We start from the raw sequence: 25,754 nt of genomic DNA, 5'->3' as shown, positions 1-25,754 counted from the left end.
CCTGGCGAGAAGCACTACCCGTTGTCTTGGCCGCGAGAAACCGCGCGGTCACCCCCAACGCGGAGACAGTCCCATGCGCCAGTGCTTCAGCCGTTTCGAGTCCCGTCCTTCCTTCCTTCGAGAACTGACGGCGTGGGGGTTGCCCGCGCTCTTGAGCGTCACTATCGGATGTGGCCCCGCGGGGATGGGTGATGGCGAGCCGAACGAGTCGACAGGCACCCACGAAGAGGGGCTGGTCTCGACGAATGGCTTGTCGACGAACGGGCTGAGCACCAATGGCTTGTCGACGAACGGGTTGAGCACCAATGGCTTGTCGACGAACGGGTTGAGCACGAACGGGCTGAGCACCAATGGCGTGTTCAATACATGGTTCAGCGCCAATCCAGCCCAGGCGGAAATGCTGATGAAGTATGTCGCCCGCTGTGCATTGTCGCCCACGCAAACACTGTCGTACACCCATGGCGGAACGACGTACTCGTGGCCGGGCTCGTTGGGGCTGGCGCCGTCGTGGACGGGGAGCGTGGCGGGCTCGCAGCCGCAGCCCGCGTCGGTGACGGAGCAGCAGGTGGTGTCCGCGTGCCTGGCGGCGCATGCGAACAAGTTCGGCGTGCACGTGAACATCTCCGTGCTGGGCAAGGGCGCATCGAACGTGGCGATTCCCTCCACCCCGGAGGAGCTGCAGTTGTTCAGCAAGCCGGAGGCGTGCTTCTTCGGCAACCTCTTCGCCAATGAGGGCCTCTTCGCGGCGAACGACACCAGCTACCTGTCCTACGACGAGAGCACGGTGCGCACCTGCGGCCTGTCGTCCTGGAGTGGTGACGCCGCGTGTGCGCCCGCGATTGCGCACGTGGGCAACTGCCTGGACCACTGCCAGGCGGACCCGTTGCGCGGCGGGTTCTACAAGAGCTGCACGTACAACGGGAAGCCGTACCGCCCCATCAGTACGCGCATCCGTCCCCAGGACATCTACCGGTGCGGCGACGGCGTGTGCCAGATTTCCGAGCAGTGCGGCACGGGGACCGCCGCGAACAACTGCGCGTCGGATTGCGGCGCCTGCCCGTAGTGCGAGCAGGCTGACCTGGACCCGCGGCTCCCCGCGCCGCGAGGTGTCACCAGGGCCGACCGGTTGACGGGCGGCGATATGTTCGGGAGTCGTTGGCGTTCCCGCCCCGAAGGACCCTGGGGCGCGTGTGCATTCCCGCCGCGACAACATGCCACACGGCGTTTGCTCCCCGGGGCTGGTACCCCTGCAGTCCGTCGCGGTGCGCTCCTCGCATCCGCCCCGTGGAGGTCGATTCGATGAACGCCGTCCGGAAGCTCGCGTCCTGGGCCCTCGTGCCCGCCCTCCTGCTCCTGCAGGGCTGCGGTGATGACGAGAAGAGCGACAAGACCTACACCGTGCGTTTCAGCCCCCAGGTGCGACAGGAGGCGCTGACGTGCGGCGGCAGCTACCCGGATATCGGCACGTCGCGGGGCGTCATCGAGCTGCTCGACTTCAAGATGTACCTGCGGGACGTCACGTTGGTGCGCGCCAATGGCGAGCGCCACGCGCTGAAGCTCGCGCAGGACGGGACGTGGCAGCGCGATGCGATTGCCCTCCTGGACTTCGAGGATGGCACCGGGACGTGCGCCACGGGCAGCCCCGAGGTGCGCCGCGAAGTGGTGGGCACCGCGCCGGAGCATGACGACTACACGGGCCTGGAGTTCAAGGTGGGCCTGCCGCCGGAGAAGAACCACCTGGATGCGGAGGCCGAGCGCGCGCCGCTCAACGTGGCGCCCATGTGGTGGAGCTGGCAGGGGGGCTACAAGTTCGTGGCCCTGGACGTCCGCTCCCGCGCGAACGAGAGCTTCTACTTCCACATGGGGGCCTCGGGGTGTCGGGGCTCGGTGCCGGACGGCTTCACCTGTGCGGCGGACAACCAGGCGACCATCACCCTGGCGGGCTTCGACCCGGAGGCCAATCAGGTCGTCCTGGACCTGGCGGGGCTGTACTCGGAGCTGGACGTGAATCGTGTCCCGGATGGAACGACGGACATGATGCCGGGGTGCATGTCGGGGGCGACGGACCCGGAGTGCCCGGGGTTCCTCGCGCAGTTCGGCCTGACCGCGGATGGCCGCCCCAAGGCGCTGCCGACGACGTTCTTCCGGGTCCGCTGAAGCCCTGTCCCGCGGCGAGTGAACGAGGAGTGCCAGATGTTCCGCGCATGGAAGGTGAGCGCCGCGCTGGGCGCGTTGTTGCTGGTCGGCTGCGGGGGCGATGAAGGCGCGCCGCCTCCCACGCCCTATGCGTGGAAGCTGCCCGCGGGCTTCCCGGAGCCCTTCGTTCCGGCGGACAACCCCATGTCGGACGCGAAGGTGGAGCTGGGGCGCCACCTGTTCCACGACAAGCGACTGTCGGGCAACGGCACCATGGCGTGCGTGAGCTGCCACGAGCAGGCGCGGGCGTTCTCGGATGGGAAGCCGACGCCCCGGGGCTCCACGGGAGACCACGTCGCGCGCAACTCGCCGGGGCTGGCGAACGTGGCCTATCTGGCCACGTACACCTGGGCGAACCCGTTGCTGGAGACGCTGGAGACCCAGGCGCTGGTGCCGCTGTTCAACGAGTTCCCCACGGAGCTGGGCGTGACGCCCCGGCTGGAGGAGGTCTTCCAGCGGCTGCGGGACGACGTGAAGTATCCGGAGCTGTTCCGCGCGGCGTTCCCCGACGCGGTGGAGCCGGTGGACCGGGAGACCATCGTCAAGGCGCTGGCGTCGTTCCAGCGCACGCTCTTGTCGGGCGGCTCGCCGTATGACCGCTATCTGCAAGGGGAGCGGGAGGCGCTGACGCCGGAGGCCCGGCGGGGCATGGAGCTGTTCTTTGGCGAGCGCGCGGAGTGCTACCACTGTCACAGCGGGAGGCACCTCTCGAACTCGTTCCGCTCGAAGGACTCGGTGCTGCCGAACATGCAGTTCTTCAACAACGGGTTGTACGACGTGGACGGGAAGGGCGCGTACCCGTTGGACAACCCGGGCCTGTTCGAGTTCACCCAGCGGGCGGAGGACCAGGGCCGCTTCCGCGTGCCGCAGCTGCGCAACGTGGAGCTGACGGCGCCGTACATGCACGACGGCAGCATCGCCACGCTGGAGGCGGTCATCGACCACTATGTGGCCGGTGGGCGCAACGTGACGGAGGGGCCGTTCGTGGGAGATGGACGGGCGAACCCGAACAAGGACCCGCTGGTGCGGCCGTTCGAGCTGACGGAGTCGGAGCGCGCGGACCTGGTGGCGTTCCTCAAGAGCCTCACGGATGTGGAGTTCACGCGCGACGCGCGATTCGCGAACCCGTGGGAGGAGCCATAGGAAGCTCCGGCCAAGCGGCCCAGCGGTCAGGCTTCGTCGTCGGGGAGAAGCCTCCGGAGAAGCTCGTCGTCAGGTCCGAGTGGACGCCATCCAGCGGGAGGTGGATTGGCGAGCAGTGCATCACCTGCCAATCGCACGCGGTCTTCATGCGTCTCTGGGACGATGCCGGACCAGAGCCCGAGTGCCTTGGCGACCCTGAAGCGGTTGTCGTCATCCAGCATTGCCGGCCAACCATCAGGGAGGCTCCCCCATAGCTCGCGCACGAGATGCCCACGAACCAGGCGGGTCACTTGCTTGCTTCGCACCGCTTCGGCCACCAATCCGTCGTACACCTGAACTCCGGCAACGTCGTCCGGACCCAGCTCCTCGGCCAATGCCACCCACGATGCGGTGGGACGGGCCTCGGCAAAGGCCGTGAGTGAATCGTAGCCGCGCTCACGAACGCGCTCATACAAGCGGGCCTTCCAATTCCCCCGCCATGAAAGTTCGTCCGTCATCGGCTCCTCCCCTTCGTGAACACGATCGGGACTTTGTAGAACTGCATACGCTCCGCGACGATGTCCAGGACCTGATTCCGCGTCAACATCCGGCCTGCTCTAGCCTCGGCGTCGCGCAGCGTCTTCATGATCATCCGGTTCCACTCACCGGGCCACACGCGACCCAGCGTCCAGTTGCCTCCGCCGTGAATGGCCTCGTGGTGGGCCTGCTCCAGCCGGACGCAGAACTGGTCGATGTCCATGTCGCCCTTGAAGCCGCGCTGCTCGAACCACTCCCGGTGCTCTTTCGGTAGGACGTGGTGCTTCGGGGCGTCGGACATGCCCGCTCCTGCCTTGCCCGTCACCCGCATGCCCCTCACCTCGGGACTGGCTCCCAGCGCGTCACGAACGCCCTCGGGCAGGTCTTGATGGGCCTGAGCCATCATCACCTGACCCCCGTGGATGCGGACGGCCGCGCTGACGGCGGGGAGGGAGATGACGCCTGCCTGCACGAGCCTTCGCATCAGCTCCACCCACTCGGCGGAGACAACGATGCGTGAGCCCGCCATGACGCCCCCTGAACTCATCGCGAGGCCCACGCCGAGCGTCGCGGGCGCGGCCGGGGGCAGTCGAGGCAGCGACATCTTCAGCGAGGAAATCAGGGTGACCATCTCCAACACCTGCACGGCCACCAGAATCTTGCCTCCTTCCTCCATGGCCGCCCGTCCGTCCGAATGAATCGCGTTGAACTCCCGGGTCAATGCCCCCATCAGCTCGGGCATCGCGAGTGCCGCGGCTTCGACACGGTTCGGGTCCTGGGAAGCGAGGTCCGACAACGGGGTCTCCACCAGGCCCCGGACGCGGTTGAGGTCCACGAACTGCTTCTCGAAGCTGCAGATGAAGCACTCCCGGAGCAATGCGTCGGTGAGCTGGAGGAAATCAACCCAGGTGGCGAGCAGCAGTGTTCCGAACATCGCGGCCTGGAGCCGTGGCCCCGTCATGCGCAGGACGCCCAGCTCCATCTCCGGGTTCTCCAGTTCCGACGCGGCCCCAGCCATCACCGTCGCGCTTCCGAGCGTGCCGTGAATCCACGTCACCTGCTTGGAGCCAAGGCGGAGAAAGCGCATGAACACCTCGCCGTTGATGCCCCGGCCATCGAAGCCGGGCCGACGTGTCGAAATCCTGGACAACGCGGACTCGACCCTCCCCAGCGAGCCCTTCATCTCGTCGATGGACTCGAGGATTGCTTGTCGAGTCAGTGTGGCGCTCCGCGCTCCGCCTCCAGTCGCTCCAGCCACGGTGCCAGGCCCAGCCCGGGTTGCGTCGCTGCGTGGTCCCCGATGCCGCCACAGCCGTTGTCCTGCTTCGGGTCCCGCGATGGCGTGCGTGCGGTCGTCGCTCGGCTCCCCTTCCCACGCGGGGGACGAGGCTGCATGTGGCGCGTGGTTCAGCGTTCTGTCGCGCCCGGGAGCATGAGTCACCGAGGCGCACCCCGTGGCCAACAGCGCCATGGCCAGCAAGGCGTTAACGCGCATTGTCCACCCCTGGCTTGAGCGTGCTGAACCCGCTCTCCAGGGCGGCGTTGTCGTAGCAGTTGCCGCATCGGCTGATGCCGCGGACGATGCCGTGTCTCGCCAGAACGTGCTGGTAGTCCTCACTGGCGTATGTGCTCCCCTGGTCCGTGCGGTGCCAAAGCCTACCAGCCCGACGCCGCACTGTACGGCGAGGCCGGAGGAGCACATGAAGCGAAGGCGCGGCGGTGCGCCCCTGGCGCCCGTGCCTTGACGCAATACCTCCTGAGGGGGATGGCCGGCCCCGGTGCCTTCGGGTGTCATTCGCGCGGGTGTGCGACGAGAGTGTCCACCTCGTGCCATGCTCTCGACCCTGGGAGGGGCGTCATGAAGGTCATGGTTGGCGATACCGTGGTCATCACGCAGCAAACGGGGAATCCCATTGGCATCGTGACGCGGCGCAGCGGCACCATGCTCACGGTGCGGCTGCCCCTCAAGGGTAATACCCTGGAACGGGTCTCCCGCGCGGACGTGGAGCCGCTGGCCCTGTGGCTGGCGGATGCTCGACGGCGGCAGACGAAGTTCAGCAACACCCTGAGCCTGGTGGGCCAGTCCTCTTTGTCCGAGCTGGTCGGGGTGTTTGGCTATTCAACAGACGTCAAGATGCAGCGCACCTCGTTGGGGAGCGTCGTGCGGCAGCTTGAGCGGGCAGGGCTGGATGTCAATCCCACCACGGGAAGCTGGGACCGCCACGCGCCCTTCGTTCTGTCATTGAAGAAGGCCCTCGTCGACCCCTCGCCGGAAGAGGACGACACCCCGGATTCGGAGCCCTCCCAAGGCTTCGCGCTGCCGCAGCCCTTCTGGCCCAGTGCATTGGGTTTGTCGCAGGACCGCGAGGTGGCGTTCCTGCGAGCGCTCACCGGTGCCGAGCCGCTCCTCGCGCTGCTCTATCTTCCAGAGCGTCGGGAGACAGCGGACTGGCTTCAGGCCACCTGGGAAGGGGTGATGGGCTGGGCCTACCGCTCCGCGCAGCGCTTCGTCTGGACGGGGCGTGGGGAGAACGGGGCCCCCGCGGTTGTCCGAGGTTCGTCCCACTTACTGCATGAGTATCTCAAGCCCTCGCTGCTGGACTCGGAGGGGCCCCGGCTGCGCGACGCGCCCCATGCCCTCAACCTCATCGCGCTCCAGCGAGACAGGGAGGCCCCCGTCGATTTGTCGCGCCTGCTGGCCGCGTGGCCGGGACCCATCTTCGAGTTCGATGCCACGGCGATTGCTGGGGGTGGGGTGCCCGTGTCCCAGTTGTTGTTGATGGTGGGAGGCAAACCCGCGCTGGCGACAGAGGCGGTCGTGTCGGAGCTGTCTCCATTGAAGCTGGTGTTGTGGAGTCGCGAGGCCAGCGCTCAGGGGGCGGCCCAGGCGATGAACTCGTGGGGAGACCTCCTCACGCGGACACCGCTCTCCCGGTTCAAGGGCAGCAACGAAAGCAGCACGTCACTCTCCCTCAAGGCCCGGCTGGCGCAGTGGCTCCTGGTGAGGAATCCCGAGGCCTCGCTCCAGTTCGAGCAGCACCGGACCGAGGTCCTGGACGATGAAGGTGACGAACAGGAGGTGATTCGCACGGACCTGCATGTGGAGGGGCAGGGGACGTTCGAGGTAGAGACGCTCGTAGGCAGCGGCCCGATGGAGTCCTTCTACCACCGGAAGATCTTCTCCCGTCGCAAGCCGGACGAGCCTTTCTCCCTGGTGGTCCCAGGCGAGGCGCTGCTGTGGGCCGGCCCCTTCCTGGCGGATATCGCCCACCATCTGGGCGAGGGAGGCGCGGTGCTGGTGCCCGTCGCGGGAGCCGCCTTCGCCTCGCTCGAGGCGCGCGCGCTGGTGGAGAACGCCTCGGAGGTGAAGGACCCGGAGGAGGCGGCCCGGCGCGAATCCCCGGTCGAGAAGTCGGAGCGCCGCGACGACGCGTTGCCGGTGCTGGACGACGTGGCTGGCTATGCCTCCGTCAAGGAGCGGATCCTCCGCGATATCGTATGGCCGGAGAAGCGCGGGGCGCTGCTGCGAAATGTCTCCCGGGCCTCGGGGATTCTCTTCTTCGGGCCCCCTGGCTGCGGCAAGTCGCTGCTCGCTCGTGCGATAGCGGGTGAGCTGGAGCAGGAGGTGCGGCTGCTCTCGCCTTCGGATCTGCGTGGTCCCTATCTCGGTTGGGGGCAGCGCATGATTCGCGAGCAGTTCGACTGGGTGGTGGAGCAGGAGAATCGGATGCTCGTGCTCGATGAGCTGGACGCGGTCGCGCGCTCCCGTCGCTCGGGCGACATGCACAGTGACGAGAAGGCGGACGTCAACGAGCTGCTGGTGCAGTTGGACCGGGCGGGCAGGTTGCGACGCATCATCGTGGGCACGACGAACTTCCTGGGTGCCCTGGATGAAGCAGTCATCCGGAGCGGCCGTTTCGGACGCTTCGTCCCCGTGCCTCCTCCGGACCTGGACGAGGCGGTGGAGATTGTCACTCACTACCTGAGTCGGCTGGCGCGAGCGGAGACCGCGGCTGCGGACCGTGTCCCCAGCGCCGTGGAGCTGAAGGCCATCTTGTCTCCACTGTTCGCGCGGAACCTGGTGGACCAGCGCTTCTTCTCGGGCTCGGACCTGGAGGCCGCGGTCACCGAGTCCTATCTGGGCTGCGCGCTGGGCAAGGCGCCGAGTCTGGAGCAGAGCCTGGGGCCGGTGCACCTGACCGTGGAGGCGCTCGCCGCCGCGTTGGAGCGTGGGCCCCGGTCCGTCTCCAAGCGCTCCATCCAGCGGTTCCTCACGGAGACGCGACGTCACTGCGGAGCGAGCCTGGCGGATTTGCTGGCGGGACGGTTCGAAGCCCAGACGCGAGCACCCTGAAGGGCCTACCTCGAATCCAGGCGAAGGGAGCGGTTCTCGGGGGCTTCAAGGGGGCTCATTGTCGAACGAACAAGACATGTCCGCGTCATCCGTCGTGCGGCAACTGCTCTCGACACTGGAGCAGTCGTCTCTCCGCGAGGAAGCACGCTCCTTACGGCAACAGTTCGACCAACGAGGTTGGGCGGGGCTTGGTGCTCCGGACATCGCGCTGGTGGCGGCCCTGGTGGGGCGGCTGCAAACGTTTCCTCCCGCCGCGGTGGTCACTCCCGTGGCGCCGTTGCCCGCCGCTGTTGCGCTTGCTCGGGATGCGCCGGCACAACCCGAGGAGGTGGGGTGGAGCCCCTGGGAGAACGGCTCGGCATGGATTGACACCATTCCACGAGGGAGGGAGTGCCTGTCCCTGCTGGATGAACTCGCCCGGTGTGACGAGGCAGATGCGGCGCTCACCCTGTTGAGCCGCTTGTTCGTGGGGCATCTCCGATACGAAGCCCACGTGGTGGATGAGACGCAGCGGCTGGACTCCACGGCGGTCATCCGTCGACTCCGCACCATCGCTCGCCATGGCGACTTCATGGTGTCCCTGGCGGAGCTCGTCTTTCCCTACCCCCATGGCTCCAACTTCCAGCCCATCTTTCGCAGACATCCCTATGGACTCGTGGTGGCCATCGCGCCCGGATGGAATGCCTGCCAGTTCGCCTATCGGGAGGAGAAGGATGGAGGGACCCTCGTTCCCAGAACGCGTCAGATGGTGGGCTATGCGAGGGGCGGCGAGCTGCGTGACACCCTGTTGATATGGCTGCGCCGCATGAGCTTGCTCCGGCTGACAGGCGGGGAAGAGGTGGTGGAACTGGTGCGGCGCGTGGAGTCCGCGTTGGGGCCGGACCCCGTGGAGGTGTCACGCCAATGGAACCCGGTGGCCCTCGCGCCCTCGCTGTCGACGCCTCCGGGTGTTACCTGGGACCGGCTCCTGGACCATGAGCGGCGCGCGTTCCTGCAAGAAGACCGTGGTGCGCCCGGTCAGCAACCCCGGCTCTGGTGGGGATTGGAGCGGGTGCTGCGCATGGCCCTTCCCTTCACCCTGGCCCACAAGCAGGCGAGGCTGTGCTACCGAGGCTATGACCTCGAGGCCCCCACTTCGCCGGAGGTCGCGAGCCGGAGTGGGAAGAGCTGGTTTCGGCGGCTCACCCTGAAGCTGGAGCTTGTCTTTGACGACGGGAGGGCCCTGCCCCTTTCCCTTCCCGTCGGAGTGCCGGAGGTGGATGACCGGGGACGGATGCTCCTGGATGGCCTCTGGTATCGGTGGGTCCCCAGGGTGTTTGGCAAGGGACTGCTGAGCGCTGGAGATGCGAGAGTCCAGGAGCCGTTCTTCGACGAGGGGTTCGAGGAAGAGGTCGAGGAGGAGTCGCCAATCCCGGAGCAGGGCGCGGCCCCGGAAGGGGCGGGGCCCGAACCTGAACTGGAGTCACCCCTGGAGTTGCTGAAGGAAGAGGGGCTTGCGCCTTCCGTACTCAGGGCCTCCCGGGACCCCGTGGCCATCGGGTCGCTGGCGGGCGGAAGTCTCTGTGCGTTCCTCGAAAGCGCGACGTACCGGAAGCTGATGGGCATCAGCATGCGGCTGGCATCCTATGAAGATGACGCCCATGAGCTTCCTCGGAGCCTGCCGGCCCTCCTGCGCGGTGTCGTCGGGCGTGACGACCGACTGCTCCTGGTCAGCAAGGTCTTCCTCAAGGCGGTCCTGGAGCCCGCGCCGGGGATGACGACACCGGAGGAACTGCTCCCCATCCTGCGGCACGCCGTCGCGACGGACGCCGGCACCGCACCCGCGTGGGCCTGTCCCGACGTGTCAGCGGACCTGCGTCCGGGGGCGTGGGTCCCGGTCGAAGTGGCTCGTCTCACTCCGGGGGGAGACCTCTCGGTGCCTCTCCGGAACGCGACGGGGGTGGTTCGGCTGGGAGTCTCGATGGAGTCGCTGCCTCAGGTGAATCCGCGAGCTGGGGGCACTGGAGGCCTGGGGACGCGGGGCTGGATTGCGCGGGGACTTTCCCACTTCGCCTCTCTGCCAGCGGGCCGGCTGCGGTCGGCCGCGCAGGTCGCGCTTCAAGCACGCCCACTCTCCGAGGGACTTCGCGTGGTCTCCGTCCACGGGCCTCGGTTGTGCGCCCGGTGGACGATGGAGGCGCCGCCGCCACCCGAGCGCAATGCAGGCCGCGCTCGCGAATTCAGCGTCAGGATTCCCGGGTTGATGCAAAGCGAAGGTGTCGTCGCGCACCGCGTGCTGCTGTCGCGGGGGGCCTGCGTGAAGGCCGGAGATGCATGGCTGGAGGCGGAGCGGTCGCTCTGGGCTCAGCTCGCGGGTACCCGACCGAGGACGACGAGCCTCCACGAAATGAACATGTGGAGCCTCGCCGCCAATGTCTTCACGTTCACACCGAAGAAGCCCACGAAGGATGAGGCGGAGGAGGAAACCATCCTCCCGCTCCCCTCGCTGAAGCTTCCCAAGGCCGTGGAGCGCTGGTTCGTTCCGCCCGGTGTCCACGGACAAGTCCTCGACATCCATGAGGAGTTGGAGCGGGACAAGTCGGGCGAAGGGCTCGCGTGGCGAATCACGCTCGTCGTGGGCACCGAGGCTCCTTCCTTTCCCTGGAGCCATCTGGTCCTGCCAGATGGGCGGGTGCTTCCCTTCCAGGAAGGCTTGATGCGGGAGGATGCTCCGTATCAGGAAGATGGTGCGCCCGCGCAGCTGGTCATCGAGGACCCGACCCTCGCGGCCATTTCTCCCTCGGACGTGTGGTTCGATGGGGTGACGGGCGAACTGCTGGAGCGGGCCACCGCCCACGTGGGCACCTGTTTCGTGCTCCCCGCGACGCGCGACGTGCTCGTCGGACCCGACCTCCAGCTCCGGTTTCGCGCCCGCGATGGAGAGGGCATTCCCGCGAGCGCTGAAGCGCCAGCGTTGTCCGCCATGGAGCGTCTGTGGTGGACGGCGGCTCGTCCCGAGGACTCGGCGAAGCTGGCGGAGGTCGAACGGGCCTGGGCGGGTGATGTCCCTCCTTTTCTTCCCCGCCTCGCGGAAGTCCTGGAGGCCGCCGACATCGCGCCGCCTGACTGGATGAAGACGAAGTCGACGCGCCAACCGGGAAAGGGGCGGGCCGCGAAGCTGGAGTCCTTGACCATGTCCCGCGTGCTGCAATGGACCACGGGCTATGCCAAGGAAGATGACGCGCCCGTCAGGTGGTCCTGCTGGTGTGGCCGGACGCACGGGCGCAGGCGCGCCTTCGAGCCGTGCGAACCCGGCTCCTGGGGCTGTGGCACGCCCGTCGTGTTGCGCCCTCCGACGCAGGAGCGGCGGGCCCTGCCGGCCTTGGGACTCTGTGAGCCGGTACTCCATCCTTGGAGGATGGAGAGCGCGGCCTGTCTGCTGGGACTGACTCTTCCCGAGTTGAAGGCGCAGCAGGTCCGGGTGGGCGCCGTGGTGCTGGGAATCCTCATGCGTCAGGCCTTGCGAAACGGGGCTCCAGGTGCCGCCGGACGAAAGCGTCTGGAAGGGCGGCTGTCCGCCGCCGAGCGCGAAGCCCTGCTGCGAGGTCTGGAGACCCTGGAGCACGACGTGACCACGGGGAGCGCGGACCTCGTGGGTCGGTTCTTTCTCTCCAGCCTGGCGGTCCTGCCCAATACCTTTCATCCCACGGGGCTGCCGCCTGGGGCACCGGGGCTCGTGAAGTCTCCGTTGACGGAGGCGTACCACCGGGTGCGTTTCGCATCGAACAGGCTCGTGGCCCTGCGCGCTTCAGGCGCCCGGCTCGTGATTGAAACGGCGCGGGCTTCCTTCCACGAGGCCGTCGCGGCCCTGTTTGGCCCGATGGACCAGGGAATGCATCGGGACGAACCCACGAGCCTCGCGGGCCTCATCACGCGCCTCTGGCCCCTGACGAGAGCGCCGGGGCTGCGCTCCGTGGTCCCAGGGCTCTTTCGCATGGAGGGCAGCCCGGTAGCGGCCGGCTTCGACGGCGCCTTCATCGAACGGGGGGTCGAGCGGCTTCCCCACGTCCATGAGCTCCTGTCACGAGCTTCACCCGCCGAGGTTCGTACCGAGACGCGGGTTGAGGAAGACCCCGACAGCGACGACGAGGAGTGGGACGAGTCACCTCGTGATGGCATCGAGGTGGTGGGGCTACGGATGGCTCCGACCTCGCCAGGGGTGAGCACCATCGGCATCTTCTCGTCGGAGCAGGCCCTCTTCCTTCCACCGTTGCCATCGCCCGCGTGCGAGCCTCTCTCGGCGGAGTTCTGGGAGGAGCGCGCCGCGCGAGAGCGCCTGCTCCGGCTTCATCTGCCTCGCTTGATGGGCCTCGTGGGGGCGTTCTCCACGTCGGACGCCGAACAGGTGGACGCGGGGCGGGAATCGCCTGATGCGCAGAGGATGCCTCCTGGAAGCGTGGGGACCGTGGCGCTGAGGGAGCTCATGGGGGCGTTGGTCCTGCGGGAGTCACGGCCCCTGGACCTCTGCCGCCTCCTCGAAGCCAGGCGGCCCACCCCGCTCGTCGAGGATGGGGCACGGGCCAGCGTGTGGGTCGAGGAGCGGGTGCGGCGTGCCTTCCCGGGAGAGGGTGCATGGCTGCGGACCGCGCATCGCTTGTTGGCGCGTGCGTTGGCGGGCTGGTGGAAGTCTCGTCCTCGCGAGGGCGCCCCCTCGGGATGGTCCTGGGCGCCGCCGGACCAGAAGGGGGCCGCTGGAGGCCGCCGCTTCGTGCCCCCGCTCGCGTCCGTCGCCTGGGCTCGATGGCCAGGCATGGAGGCGGCCACGACACCCGTCCGCTTCCTCGTGGCGCATGCAGGACTTCCCGTGGAGGGTGTCTGGAGTCCGGTCCTTCTGAGGACCCTGGGGCTGGAGGCCGGGGCGGTCCCCATGGGGACGGAGCTTCCCCAGACGCAGCCGACCCTGGTGGTCCCAGTGCCTCCGCCAGGGGCTGCTCCAGTGGTGTCGCCGCATCCCGAGGAGATCCTGGTGGAGACCCCGTTGTTCGTGCCGCCTCTCATCCCGCCAGTGGGTGACGTGGACGAGGTTTCCCTTCTGGAGGTCACCATGGCGGCCTGGCTGGGCGACAACACGGGGCTTCTCCCCGAGGTGTCGCTCCTCTCCACATCAATGGATGTCTGGCTGAAGCGAGGGCGGGTCTCATGAGCACGGGGTCGATGGACGGAGCGACGTTGGTCTCGGCGGGGGAGTTGCGCACGGACGTCCTGGAGATCTTCCAGGCCGAGGCGCGCATGGAGCTCCTGTTGTCGGCGCCGGGTCTGCTGGCACAGCCTCCGCATGGACACGCGGCCCTCGCGAAGGAGCCGCATGCGGCCCTCCCCGCCAAGGCGACGCATGCGCATCGTCAGGCGCTCCTGGAGGCGTTCGGTGGACAGTTGGATGGACTTCCCCAGACGACGGAATGGGAGTCGAGAATCGGGGAGTGGGTTCGCAAGCTCTCCGCCGCCGAGGCTCGCGTTCTCCACCATCAACCAGGTCCCCTCTTCAGCCGGCTCATCAGCCGTCCGACGAGCAGCCTCGTCCCCATGGGACCCATCACGCGGGGCACCTTGCTTCGGCCTCCGGGCGCGGAGCTGGAGCTGACGCTCACGGGCGCGGTGCATGAGCGGGCCCGGGAATGGTTCCGGTTGCGCGCGGCGGAGTCGGAAGACATCTCGAAGGAGGTCCAGGCGCTGCTGGAGAACTCCTGGGCTGGAGGGATGATTGGGGCGGAGGACCTGTATCTCAAGGTCCTCTCGGAGTTCTTCCTGGAGATGCTCCAGGGCGCCGACCTGACCGACAGCAATCCCCTGCTGGACGTGATGACGACGTTCCAGCGGGCGGCCTATCAGCAGGCCAAGGGCATCCTGAGGCGCTTCGGAGGCGTCTTCCTGGCGGACGTCGTGGGTCTGGGAAAGACATACATCGCCATGGCCCTGTTGCGGTATCTCCAGGACACGATGGACCGCCACGCGCTGGTGATTGCGCCGCCCACCGTGTGTCCGACCTGGCAGGCCCTCGCCGACGATTTCGGAGTGAACCTCCGCACGCTGTCCCATGGAAAGCTGGAGGATCTTCCCAAGTACAGCCAGCGCCAGGTGCTCGTGGTGGACGAGTCCCACAACTTCCGCAACCCCGCGACGCGCCGCTATGAGCGAATCTGGGAGTGGCTGCATCCCAACAACGTGCCTTCGCGACGGCAGGTGTTGCTGCTCTCCGCGACGCCCCAGAACAACAGCCCCCGGGACGTGATGCAGCAGTTGAAGCTCTTTCCGGAGAACTTCACTCGGCTGCCCTTCCCAGGAGAATCCCTGGAGGACTACTTCAAGGCGGTGGAGGCCGGAAAGGAGTCCCTCACCAACGTCCTCCAGCACGTCGTGGTGCGCCGCACCCGCCGCTTCATCCAGAACCACTACCGCGACGCGAAGCTCCCGGTGAAACGGCCTGCTGGGGGATATGACTGGGTTCCCATCCGTTTCCCGAAGCGAGTCTCGGGACCAGAGCAGTGTCTGCGCTACCGCATCGAGGACACGTACGGCACCGGTCTGTACGAGCGAATCATCCAGGTGCTGGGCAGCATGGAATACCCGCTCTACGGGCTGGCCGCCTACGTGCTGGAGATGCACCGCGACGATTCCCGCATGGTCGGCTTCCGGCAGGCGGGACAGAGCCTTCGAGGCTTGTTCAAGGTGCTGTTGCTCAAGCGGTTGGAGTCCAGTGAAGCCGCGTTCCGTGCCTCGCTGGAGCGACTCCGGACCCGGCTCCGGCGTTCCCTCTCGAATCTCCAGGAGGGCTTCGTGCTGGTCGTCGCGGAAGTGGAGGACGAAGGCGAGTCGACCCCGGGAGGCGACCAGATGCCCTCGGGGATGTTCCATGTGGACCGGCTGCGCAACGCCCTGACGGCGGACCTGGACCGGGTGGACGAACTCCTGGGGGCCATGCATCAGCAGACCTCGGCGGCGGATGCGAAGCTCGCGCGCCTTCGGGCCTATCTGGCGGCACGTCCTCCCGGCGAGCACCGCACGCTCATCTTCACTCAGTTCACCGACACGGCGGAGTTCCTCCACGCGCACCTCGAGCAGGGGCATGGTGTCGTCGAGATGGTGACGGGGAGCAGCGGAAACGTCCGGCGGATTGCTCAGCGTTTCGCGCCCCGGGCCAATCCCGTGCGGGATGGCTCCGCGGTGCCGAAGGGGGAGCAGATCGACCTGCTCATCTCCACGGACGTGCTCAGTGAGGGCATCAACCTCCAGGATGCCGACACTCTCATCAACTACGACCTTCATTGGAATCCCGTGCGGCTCATCCAGCGCGCGGGACGTATCGACCGCCTGGGAAGCCTGAACGAGGAGATTCACATCTCCAGCTTCCTGCCGGAGCGGGCCCTCGAATCCAACCTGGGGCTCGAGCAGGTACTCCGGCGGCGCATCCAGGAGTTCTTGAAGGTCTTTGGTGAAGACAGCCACATCCTTCCACTGGAGGAGCGGCCCGATGTGGACGGTGTCCTGGACATCTATGCCGGAATGGCCCTGGAGAAGGCTGAAGCACAGGACGAGATGGATGCGCTCGGCCGCCATGCCGAACGAATCCTGACCATCCAGCAGACGGAGCCCGCCCGCTATGCGCGAATCCGCGCCCTGCGTCCTGGACGCCGGGCGGCGACGCAATCCCGCCTCCCGGGAGTCGTTGCCACACGGTTGGGTTGGTACTGGGCCTTCTGGCGCGAACAGGATGAAGGGGGCATGGAGCGCATCGCCGATGTCGCTGGACTGGACCTGCTCTTCAATCATTCCCAGAAAACGGATGTGCAGGAAGGAGAGCGGGTTGTCAGGTGTCGGCAGCGCGCGAGCCTGTTGGCGGAAGAAGGGCGGCGGCTCTTCTCCAGTCTGGCGGAGAATGTTCGAGCACAGAGGCAGAAGCCGGCGCTGAATATCAATGAGGAGTGGGCCCTCTCCTCGGTCGACGCCCTGCGCAAGGGGAGCGATGAAGCACGGCTTGCGACCCTGGAGGCCATGCGTCAGTGGATCCTTGCCGGTCAGTACAAGCCAAGCCTGCGTCTGGCCGCCGCCCGCTGGCGCAAGGAACAACTGATGGGCGAAGCGCTCTTCCAGCAGATGGAGGCCATGCTCCGCTTCCCGCTCAAGAACGAAGTTCTCGGTGAAGAAGAGATGGTGGGGGTTGTCGTGGGGGAGGACCCCGGCGAGGCGTGAAGGCGCGGCGGCGCGTCATGCCGCCCGTGCCTCGACGCAATACCTCCTGAGGGGGATGTCCATCCCCGGTGCCTTCGGGTGTCATCCGCGGAGATGAGGCGCATCGCTCGTCGATGCGCTGGCGGCTGTCTTCAGGAGCCATCCATGAGAGCATTGGGAGTTCTTGCGCTGCTGCTGGCGAGCGGCTGCGCGTCGACCCGTGTCGTCCGTCTGGATACGGGAGGAGGCAAATCAATCGCATACACGCCCATCGAGACAGAGCCTGTCGAGATGGACGAGGAGGAGTTCAAGGGTGCCGTCGCGCGGCTCGTGCCCGACCTGCGCCTGGACGCCGTGTTCAAGGAGGTCGACCAGGAGGATCGTCGCTCCTCGAGCGTGTCCCACGGGAGCGGCGGCGACGGAGCGCTGGGGCGGGCCGTCTCGTCGGCCCATGAGCGCATCTGTCATCGGCAGGAGGACCCGATGGGCTGCCTGGGCATGATGACCGGTGGGCTCACGCTGGGGCCGATGGAGCGCAGGATGCTCGCGCTCTACTTCGCGTTCGATGGCGCCTGGGATGACATCGAGGAGGACCTCCGCGACACGGTGAATGTCGCGGCCCTGCGGGGCCTGGTGACGACGATGTCCGGGACGGCACTGAAGACGTTGGTGGCTCCCGAGCCCATGACGAAGCCCATCTCGCTCGCCTGGGCAGCCTCGTTGATTGCGTATCTCGGGACGGAACCCGTCTGGAAGCTCGGGCAGGGCTTCTCGCGGCTGGTGGAAGAGTCCCGGGACGCGGCGAGCTTCGAGGAGCTGGAGCGCGTCGGACATCGCTTCGGCAATGTGCTGGGCGACAACGGAGCCCGAGTCCTGGTGGTGGTCTCTCTGTCAGTGCTCGGCGGGAGGAATGCCATGACGACGCGGGGACCGAAGATGCCGGGTTTTGCTCAAGCCGCGATACGAGCCCAGACGGAAGCGGGCTTTCAGCTCGCGGGAGCCCTGTCCGGAGACGTCCGGTCGATTGCACTCACGTCCGGAGGAGAGCTGAAAGTGACGCTCGCGCCAACAGCGGTCGCCGCGGTCGCGATGGGACCTGGGGCGGCTCCCATGGGGACGGTGGGTGGCATCCAGGGGGACGCGGAAGGGGCGGTGCACCCCATCTGCGCGGGCAAGGGCACGGCCGCTGAATCGGATGGCGGCCCGTGGGCACAGCGCTGCCAGGAACTCTTCGGCAAGGGGGGGATGCGCCCGGAGGACCCAGCGAACCTGATTCGAATCAAGGGACATCGAGGGTCCCACCCGGAGGCCTACCATGCGCGGGTCTTCGAACTGCTGGACGACGCGACGCGAGGTTGCCGAGATATCGCCGGGTGTCGGGGCGCGTTGACGCGCGAACTCGCCCGGATTGCTCGGGAACTCGTCACGAAGGGGACGGAGCTGCGGACGCTCGTTACGTCGGATGCCGAGGAGTAGCGGGTGGAGCGACGCTTCCTCAAGAGCCTCACGGATGTGGAGTTCACGCGCGACGCGCGGTTCGCGAACCCGTGGGAGTGATTGCGGGGTTGGCTGCGGGGTGAGGAGCATCGCGTGGCCAACGCTCGGCCTGTCGCGTAGCGGAAGGTCGCATGTTCCCGAGGGGCAGGGGCCCGGCTCGCGTGGGCCTGCTGGCTACGCTGGACGCCTCATTCACGGAGGCGTTCATGCGACGAACGACGTGTCTGTTGAAGGCGTGTGTCCTGCTGATGCTCGGGTGTGGTGGCGTGGAAGAGCGCGTGCTCGCGGCACCAGATGAGGGCTCCTCGGCGGAGACTTCGGAGGCGGCGCTGGATTTGGGCCTCGTCCTCGTCACCTGTCCGGTGGGAACGAGTCAGGCCTCCTACTCGCCGGGGCTGAAGAACACGCCCCAGAATGTCACGGTGTCGGGTCAGGCGACCTTCAGCAACTGCGTGACGGTGCTGGGTGACCCGGTGATATCGGGCACCAGCAGGCTGACGTCGGGCGTGGTGCAGGGTTTTTCGTGCGGGGACCTGCTGCTGCCCAGGACGGTCACCCAGACGGTGACATGGAACACGGGGGAGTCCTCGACGATGGTCTTCACCCAGCTTCGCGTGGGCGTGCAGGGCACGCTGTCCGTCTTCACGCTGACGGGCACCGTGCTCTCCGGGAAGTTCATCGACGCGACCGCGGTCCGGACCATCAGCTATGTCACCTTGGACTTGGAGGATGGCTGCGCGTCCCCCGAAGGGCTCACCTCGCTCTCCGGCCTCACGACGCTCACCCTGACGAAGCTGCTCTGAAGCCGCTGGGCACGTGAGTCGGTGTCGTGGTGGCGCGCTCATGGCCTCACGACGCCTCACTCTCGCGCGGCTGTGTTCGTTCCGACAGGCCGGGCGTGGACGTTGGTGTCCGACATTTCCCGTGCGAGGTGCGGCACACCGCCCCGTGCTCGCGGGGAGGTGTGAGCGTCTCCCAGCGTCCCTTGTCGTATTTTGCGGATGGGCGTGTGCGCGGCGGCTCCCTATCTCGGCAACGGAAGCGTTATCGGGAGCGGCAATGCGCAGAAGTCTGTCGGCGGCGGTGGTGGTCCTTCTTTCCGCACTCGCCCTCACCTCGACCTTTGATGTGTCGGCGGAGAATGGCGAGGAGGGGCACGAGCCCCGGGAGCCGGGGGCGGCTGTGGCCCCGCCGCGCTCCGACAGCCCGGGGCCCGTCGTCGTCACCTGTCCTGTCGGCATCACCCAGGCGTCGTACCTGCCGGGGCTCAGCGAGGTGACGAAGGACGTGACGGTGGCGGGGGCCACGACGTTGAGCAACTGTGTGACCATCCCCGCGTCCTCGGTGGTGTCCGCGCGCCTGCCGCTCGACTCGAGCCTGCTCGCGGGCTACTCGTGCGCGGACCTGCTGACGCCGCGCACGGTGCGCCAGGTGGTGACGTGGAACACGGGTGAGACGTCCACGCTGGTGTTCAGTCAGTCGCGGGAGCTGGCGCAGGGGCCGCTGACGGTCTTCACGCTGACGGGCACCGTGGAGTCGGGCGCCTTCGCGGAGGCCACGGCCATCTGGACGGTGACGTATCTCAACTCGGACATCGAGAAGGGCTGTGCGTCGCCGGGCGGGCTCATCTGGCTGAGCGGGCCGTCCACGCTCGAGCTCATCCGCACGATGACGTGAGTCGTTGGACGAATCAGGAGGGTGCTCATGCGTGCGACGTCATGGGGTGTGAGGGGGCTCGTGCTCGTCGGGCTCTGTGGGCCGCTGGCCTGTGGGGACGGAGGAGGACGCCAGGGCCGTGGGACGCTGGAGGGACAGGAGTCCGGAGGCATGACGATTGAGCGGCCTCCGGAGAAGGTGCTCATCACCTGTCCCATCGGACACGGCGAGGCGAAGTACGGCACGGGGGTGAAGGTGTCGCCTCGGGACAGCGCGGTGTCGTTCCAGGCGACGGTGAGCAACTGCGTGACGGTGCTCGGCTCGGCGGTGACGTCGGCGACGCTGGGCTCGGAGGCACCGAGCCTGGTGCGAGGCATCTCCTGCGCGGACCTGGCGAGAGCCGGAGCAGGACGGCAGGTGGTGACGTGGAACACGACGGAGACGTCCACGGTGCTGATGAGCCAGTCGCACGTCTCCGTGCAGGACGCGACGACGCTCGTCACGCAGACGGGGAAGGTGCTGTCCGGGAAGTTCCAGGGCGCCACGGCGGTGCGGACCACCACGTTCCTGAGCACGGACATCGACAATGGCTGTCGCTCCGATGAAGGCCTGACGTTCCTGAAGGGGCCGGCGACCTTCAGCGTGACGTACCCCTGAGGCCTCCTGCTGCGCGCGGTGGGTGATGCATTGCATGATGGCTCCAGCCCGCTGCCCGAGCGAGGAGCCGCATGTCCGACCCCCGTGAGTTCCAGAGCAGGCCCCTCGACAGGTTCCTGGAGAAGCGCCCGCCGCTGGACTGTCTGGGGCAGTGGGATGAGACCGTGCATGACGCGTTCCTGCTGAGCGGCCGGCTCGACACCCCCGCCGAGAAGGCATGGCTGAAGGAGACGTTCCTCGCCCTGCGCCAGCGGGCCTGCGCGGACCTGGTGGCGTTCCACGACGAGCTGATGGTGACGCCGTATGGAGGGACGGACGTCGTGTGCCCGGAGGGGTACTCGCCGTGGCGGGTGGAGTTTGGCCTGTCGCTGTTCCCGAAGCGGGAGCAGGGCTTCGCGCGCTTCGAGTGCGTCGTGGAGTTCAGCCTGTACGAGACGTGTCCCGATGCCTTTCGCGTGCTCAAGGTGTTGCCGGAGGCCGGCGCACAGGTGAAGGCGTGCGCGGAGCAGCGGGGCTCGCTCCAGCTCGAATCGTTGCGCCAGGCGCGGCTCGTGCTGCCGATGCCCAAGGCGCGGCGGGCGGCGGAGGTCGCGGTGGAGTTCTATGGGAAGCCGGGCCCGCGGCCCTCTCTCCACGACGCGGTCCGCACGTGTGTGAAGGCGGAGGCGCTCGGAGACACGGCGGCATGCTGGCGGCTGGACGCGTCCGCACCGAGCCGCGTGCCTGGCGCGGAGAGCCACTCGCTCGCTGTCATCCTCGCCGTCAGGCCGGACGCCCCGGCCATCCAGGCCGCCGGGAGCCTGCTGGCCTACAGCCAGGAGAACTGGCTGGACGCCGTCGTGGGGGACCACTGGCGGAAGTTCTTGAGCTCCGTGCGCGAGTTCCAGGGGAGCGGCGCGCCCGCGGAGGCCTATGGCGAGTGGATGGACATCCTCGTGCCGCCCTCGACCGGAGCTCGAGTCGCGGCGGAGTGATGGGCTGAGCTCGTCCCTGATGACGCGGACCATCGGCTGATGACAGCCGTCATCAGGAGGCGCTGCGCTGGCGTCATCCTCGGGCCCGCGCCTCTTTGGAAAATCCATGGGTTGTCTGTCGCTCGCCTCGTCGCGAGGGCTGGCACACGCGCTGCTATGGGGTCCTGGGTCGCATCAATCCGCCTCCCATCCCCCGAGGGTCTCGTCATGAGCATCGCTCCCCTGCACAACGCTGCCACGCCTGTCTCCCGTCCCAGCGCCTCTCCTCTTCGCAGCGGCGGCGTGGAGTCCTCCTCCTTCAGTCCGTCGGTGGGCTCGGGCGTGAAGCTGGCTCCCGGCCTGGCCGCGCTCCAGCAGGACGGCTTCGACCTGGGCAATGGGGGAAAGGCGCATCTGGGCAAGCTGCTGGAGAGCACCCTGTCGGTGATGAACACGCTCGTGCAGGTGATGTCGCAGATCGCCGAGAAGGGCGGCGTGCAGGCGCCCCAAGGTTCCAAGGGCACGTCCCAGGGTTCGTGCTTCGGTGACAGTGGCTTCTCTCCGCAGGCATCCTCGGGGCGGCCTCCCCTGGACCTGAATCCCAGCCCGGTGGCTCCCAGCGCGGCGGCGAGCCCCGGTGCCGCGCCGAGCATCGAGGGCGGAAAGAAGCTGGGTGGCAACCTGCCTCCGGGCCTGGAGAAGCTGCGGAGCACCATCGAGTCCGCGGCGGCCAAGACGGGCGTGCCCGCCGAGATGCTGGCGGCGCAAATCTGGCAGGAGTCGCGTGGCAACCTGGATGCCATCTCCACCAACGGCGGCAATGGTCTGACGGACACCGGCTTGATGCAGGTGAACCCCAACACCTTCAAGGAGCTGCAGGCGAAGCACCCCGAGCTGCAGGGGAAGAACCTCTCCGACCCGGAGACCAACATCCTCGCGGGCGCCTGCTACATGAAGGATATGAAGGAGCAGTTCGGGGGCTGGGACCTGGCCCTGCGCGCCTACAACTCCGGGCCGAACGGCGTGGACCGCAACAACGCGAACGCGATTCCCGCGGGCACCGGCGACGCGACCTACGTGACGAAGGTGAAGGACTTCATGAACACCCTCTCCACGGGCGAAGGCACGCTTCCGGCGTGAGCGGCTCCTGCCCACCATTCCACGCACCCCTGACACGCGAAAATGACAGGGGTGCGCTCGCGACTTTCCCCCGGGATTTTCGTTCATCGAGTGTGCGGCTTGAGTGACATCGGATTCCACCTGTCAATCGGCTGCATCTACTCAGCGTGAACCAGGGACACGCCTGGTCGACCGCCCTGGCGCGGTCGTCTGCAACGGGAGAACGACGGAATGAAGTCCATCAATGGATGGTGGGGTGCGGTGCTTGTCTCGGGGCTCATCGGCTGTGGGCAGGAGGCGCACGAGCCCGCGCCGGAGCAGGCGGAGATTCGTGCCGCCGAGCAGGAGGCGCGCTTCCTGACGCCGCCGGCGGGCTGTACGGAAGTCACCGTGGGTGAGCTGTTCAACGGCATCGAGCTGACGCCGGTGCAGTACGAGCGGCAGCCGACGTTCCGTGGAGACCTGTCGAGCATCGGAGGCGCGCAGCGGGACGAGGTGCGCATCCGCCTGGACATGAACACGCAGCCGGGGCTGTACGACTTGTCGCAGGGCGGGGCGAACACCTTCACGTGTGAGCAGTGTGTCTTCGGTTACCAGGACATGGGTTCGACGGCGCAGAAGCTGTTCGTCGCCGATTCGGGGGCGCTGCTGCTCGCGCTGCAGGTGTCGCCGCAGCAGACGGTGGGGGCGCTGTCGAACGTGGTGCTGCGCGAGTCGGTGCTCGCGACGCCCACCTCGGGCCCGTACACGGGTTCGTCCGTGGTGTCGGGTGGCGAGTGCCGGTGGATTCGCTTCGCGACGTGGAACACGGTGCGCCCGGGCGGGTGTGATCCGCGCGAGGGTTCGCTGACGTCGAACCTGCAGGACACGGCGTGTGTCGCGGACGACTACGCCGCGACGGACGGCACGCTGCAGCGCGCGCTGGGGACGAAGACGCAGGGCGAGGCTTGCACGGCGACGTCCGCGGAGAGCGAGTACGCGTTGACGACGACGGACTGCGAGCAGGGCTTCGCGTGTACGGACCTGCTCAGCGACAACGCGCAGTGCCTGAAGACGTGTGACTTCATGGCGCCGACCCCGGGGTGCCCCATGGGCACGGTGTGTGGCGTGTATGGCCTGTGCATCGAGCAGTCGGTGCTGGAGCCGATTGGCTTCGCGTTCGATACGGCGCTGATTGGCGAGGCGTGCACGTCCTCTTCCTTCACGGAGTTCTGTGGTGTGGAGGGTGCGCGTGGCACCTGCTTCGACGCGGATAGCGCGGCGGGCCCTGCGGTGGCCACGTGCCACCGCTATGCGCGCGCTCGCTCCGAGTGCGGCGCCGGCGAGGAGCTGGGCTACATCTACTACCCGCTGTCGGGTGGCGGTGGAGACCGGGGCTACGGCTTCTGCTACTTCGACGGTCGCTGAGGTCGGGTGACAGCTCCCCGTCCGGCATGTCGTCCGGGCGGGGAGGGCGCATCGTGCGTCACGGGTGCGTTGGCTACACCTCCGTGAACTTCACTCCCGTGGCCTTCATGCGCTCCAGGGCGGTCTTGATATCCTCCGAGACGATGAGAGCGCCCGTCCAACCCTCGGGCCTGAGCACTCGGGCGTTCCCTACTCGTGTCTTGTCGATGCGCAAATCTCGCACAGAGGCGTAGTGCCCCACCTTCTCGGGCACTCCATCCTCATGCGTCCACAGCTGGATGCGGGAGGACTTCTCGTCGATGCAACGGATGAGATGGGTTGCTACCAGCAAGAGGTACTGGTCCAGGTGGCCATCGATGTCCACGGGGATGAGTTGAACGTCTCCGGGAGCCAGCTCCGTGAAGAGGGCCGCCACCTTGACGTGGACGACCGGGATGCGCAGCCCTGCCTCCGTGAAGTCCAACGGTCGGCCTGGCTCTTCGATGGGGATTTTCAGGCGCCCCTTCACCTGGACGGGAGTGCCCTGCCTGAATCGGTCTGGGTCGCGCACCTCGCGGCCCTTGTTGTCGGCGGGCGTATCCAGATGCCAGCGTCCAGGGACCTGGACATCGTCGTGCAATTCGAAGAAGCGCCGGGACATGGGCGGGAATCTAGGGTGTGGCTCTTCGGGTGACGAGCAGGTTCAGCTCCGTGCCGCGCGTGGCGATTTCCCTGGCCAATCGTCTGAGTGCTGATTGCAGGGACGCACGACATGCTGTGACTGCCCGACAGTGGGCCGTCGCGGCTTCCAGTTCCGCGAAGACCAGCTCGTGATACCTCTGGGGATGAGGCCCCCGATGTCCCGCGACGGGCACGATGTTCTCAGGGTCCTTCAGCTCCATCCCCGCCTTCTTGAAGATCTTCCTGAACCTCGGCGTCCAGGGTCCACCTCGCGCGGAGGAGACACTGTTCTTGTCCGTGGCCATGTGGTGCTCGCGGACGCTGGGACTCTTCCCTCCCCGGGCCGCCATGACGACCGCGGTGGGAGCCAGTGCGACGGTAAAGCCCTCGGCGGCCATGGCCACCGACGACACGCCTCCGATGGCGACGTACTGGTAGCCCGCCTGTGTCTCCACCGCGACCGCCGCCTGCGCCGAGCCCGGCAGTCTCGAGGCCTTCGCTGCCAGGCCCGCCGTGCTCCCAACCGCTGCCGTGGCCAGCATAACGAAGATGCGCGCTGCATTCTCTCCGAGGACTTCGCCGTACGCCTCGGCCGCATCGTGGAGTTGCTCGAAGGTGGTGGCCCGGTCCACCTTTCGCACCAGTACCATCCACCCATCCAGCAGGCGCCACACCGTGTCCACGCCCAGATAGGCGATGGCCGTGGCTGTCAGTAGGGCCGCAAGGCCTTTGCTCACCGGCTCGGGTAGAGACCAGAGGATTAGGTACATGCCGAGGGAGGCACTCACCGTCGCCAGCAGTGCCTGCGGGTCCGTCATGCCGTTCAGCGCCTCGGCGGTCTCGTCCCAGACCGAGTCCATGGCGATAGCGATGGCCCATGAGTATTTGCCGTCGGTGGCCAGCAGAGGACCTTCGACCAGCAGGCGCAGGCAGTCGCCGGGCTGAGACTTGCGCTCGCACCAGTGGCCATAGGCGCGCGTCAGTTCGTCATCCGCGTATGCCTCCAGCAAGCGCGGGCCATCCGGGTCCTTCACTTCCGTCTGGGAGATGAGCCGGGAGCCACGGCCTTCGTACCAGTACAGGCCGCTTCTTTCTGGAACTCCAAAGAGCTGGCGGGCCTCGCGCAAGGGGTTTGCAAAGGGACGCACGTCGCGGGCAAGCACTGCCACGGCCTCCTCGAATTCATCCCCGCCCAGTTCCACGGGCTCAGCGTCGTCTTCCGCGAACGGCGTGTGGACAATGGGAGGCCCGTCCCCAGTTTCCAGACGCACGAGTCGGGTGGTCGAACAGCCCGTGACAGCAAGCGTCAGCACCAGCCAGATGACCCCATGCGCTCTCATCCAAGCCCTCCGGTTCCTGATGCGTACTCAGGACATCAGGCCAGAATGCCA

Annotated in this window: 17 protein-coding genes; 13 read left to right on the top strand and 4 right to left on the bottom strand. The window is 67.3% G+C overall.

Going from position 1 to position 25,754, the window contains the following annotated elements; translation table 11 throughout:
* The first annotated feature begins 73 nt into the window (after positions 1-73).
* The 3 genes from HUA78_RS10220 (at position 74) to HUA78_RS10210 (ending at position 3,339) form a co-directional block, all read left to right on the top strand.
* Positions 74-1,063: a hypothetical protein gene (locus HUA78_RS10220; protein ID WP_141643196.1), complete on the top strand. Its 990-nt coding sequence runs from the start codon at positions 74-76 to the stop codon at positions 1,061-1,063.
* Between the two features lie 236 nt (positions 1,064-1,299).
* Positions 1,300-2,157: an MbnP family copper-binding protein gene (locus HUA78_RS10215; protein WP_174465601.1), complete on the top strand. Its 858-nt coding sequence runs from the start codon at positions 1,300-1,302 to the stop codon at positions 2,155-2,157.
* 36 nt (positions 2,158-2,193) lie between these two features.
* Positions 2,194-3,339 carry a methanobactin export MATE transporter MbnM gene (locus HUA78_RS10210; RefSeq protein WP_141643194.1) on the top strand — a complete coding sequence of 382 codons (1,146 nt, stop codon included), beginning with the start codon at positions 2,194-2,196 and terminating at the stop codon, positions 3,337-3,339.
* 26 nt (positions 3,340-3,365) lie between these two features.
* Here the strand turns inward: HUA78_RS10210 and HUA78_RS10205 are convergent, their stop codons facing one another.
* Positions 3,366-3,836: an NUDIX hydrolase gene (locus HUA78_RS10205; protein ID WP_141643193.1), complete on the bottom strand. Its 471-nt coding sequence runs from the start codon at positions 3,834-3,836 to the stop codon at positions 3,366-3,368.
* Positions 3,833-5,038, bottom strand: coding sequence for a DUF2380 domain-containing protein (locus tag HUA78_RS10200; RefSeq protein WP_371745541.1), 1,206 nt, complete (start codon positions 5,036-5,038; stop codon positions 3,833-3,835). Before HUA78_RS10200 ends, HUA78_RS10205 begins: the two co-directional genes overlap by 4 nt.
* Before the next feature lie 675 nt (positions 5,039-5,713).
* On the opposite strand from HUA78_RS10200, the gene HUA78_RS10190 reads away from it, so the two are divergent.
* The 10 genes from HUA78_RS10190 to HUA78_RS10145 all read left to right on the top strand — a co-directional run bounded on the left by HUA78_RS10190 (position 5,714) and on the right by HUA78_RS10145 (position 23,703).
* Entirely contained in the window at positions 5,714-8,209 is a 2,496-nt protein-coding gene (locus HUA78_RS10190; RefSeq protein WP_174476171.1) for an ATP-binding protein, read from the top strand.
* 76 nt (positions 8,210-8,285) lie between these two features.
* Positions 8,286-13,391 (top strand): hypothetical protein, encoded by a 5,106-nt coding sequence (locus HUA78_RS10185; protein ID WP_174476170.1) that lies wholly within the window; start codon positions 8,286-8,288, stop codon positions 13,389-13,391.
* Positions 13,388-16,435: a helicase-related protein gene (locus tag HUA78_RS10180; RefSeq protein WP_174476169.1), complete on the top strand. Its 3,048-nt coding sequence runs from the start codon at positions 13,388-13,390 to the stop codon at positions 16,433-16,435. Before HUA78_RS10185 ends, HUA78_RS10180 begins: the two co-directional genes overlap by 4 nt.
* A 144-nt stretch (positions 16,436-16,579) precedes the next feature.
* On the top strand, positions 16,580-17,890 hold the full coding sequence (locus tag HUA78_RS10175) for an AHH domain-containing protein (RefSeq protein WP_174465606.1): 1,311 nt from the start codon (positions 16,580-16,582) through the stop codon (positions 17,888-17,890).
* A 227-nt stretch (positions 17,891-18,117) separates the two neighbouring features.
* Complete coding sequence (locus HUA78_RS10170) at positions 18,118-18,714, top strand: hypothetical protein (RefSeq protein WP_174476168.1); 597 nt, start codon at positions 18,118-18,120, stop codon at positions 18,712-18,714.
* 256 nt (positions 18,715-18,970) lie between these two features.
* Positions 18,971-19,588 carry a hypothetical protein gene (locus HUA78_RS10165; protein WP_174460704.1) on the top strand — a complete coding sequence of 206 codons (618 nt, stop codon included), beginning with the start codon at positions 18,971-18,973 and terminating at the stop codon, positions 19,586-19,588.
* A 27-nt stretch (positions 19,589-19,615) separates the two neighbouring features.
* Positions 19,616-20,224: a hypothetical protein gene (locus HUA78_RS10160; RefSeq protein WP_141643184.1), complete on the top strand. Its 609-nt coding sequence runs from the start codon at positions 19,616-19,618 to the stop codon at positions 20,222-20,224.
* 71 nt (positions 20,225-20,295) lie between these two features.
* Positions 20,296-21,198: a hypothetical protein gene (locus HUA78_RS10155; protein WP_174460705.1), complete on the top strand. Its 903-nt coding sequence runs from the start codon at positions 20,296-20,298 to the stop codon at positions 21,196-21,198.
* Positions 21,199-21,405: 207 nt separating this feature from the next.
* Complete coding sequence (locus HUA78_RS10150; protein WP_174476167.1) at positions 21,406-22,317, top strand: lytic transglycosylase domain-containing protein; 912 nt, start codon at positions 21,406-21,408, stop codon at positions 22,315-22,317.
* Positions 22,318-22,527: 210 nt separating this feature from the next.
* Positions 22,528-23,703, top strand: coding sequence for a hypothetical protein (locus tag HUA78_RS10145; protein WP_174476166.1), 1,176 nt, complete (start codon positions 22,528-22,530; stop codon positions 23,701-23,703).
* 73 nt (positions 23,704-23,776) lie between these two features.
* Here HUA78_RS10145 and HUA78_RS10140 read toward each other — a convergent pair whose 3' ends face one another.
* Together HUA78_RS10140 and HUA78_RS10135 are read right to left on the bottom strand one after the other, a co-directional pair.
* Positions 23,777-24,343 carry an imm11 family protein gene (locus HUA78_RS10140; protein WP_174476165.1) on the bottom strand — a complete coding sequence of 189 codons (567 nt, stop codon included), beginning with the start codon at positions 24,341-24,343 and terminating at the stop codon, positions 23,777-23,779.
* Positions 24,344-24,353: 10 nt separating this feature from the next.
* Positions 24,354-25,703 carry an AHH domain-containing protein gene (locus HUA78_RS10135; RefSeq protein WP_174476164.1) on the bottom strand — a complete coding sequence of 450 codons (1,350 nt, stop codon included), beginning with the start codon at positions 25,701-25,703 and terminating at the stop codon, positions 24,354-24,356.
* Between the last annotated feature and the right edge of the window lie 51 nt (positions 25,704-25,754).

The sequence above is a fragment of the Myxococcus sp. CA033 genome, from assembly GCF_013336625.1.
GTDB classification, from domain to species: domain Bacteria; phylum Myxococcota; class Myxococcia; order Myxococcales; family Myxococcaceae; genus Myxococcus; species Myxococcus llanfairpwllgwyngyllgogerychwyrndrobwllllantysiliogogogochensis.
Note: the sequence above shows the minus strand (reverse complement) of the source record. Positions and strands in the feature narration are given on the sequence as shown.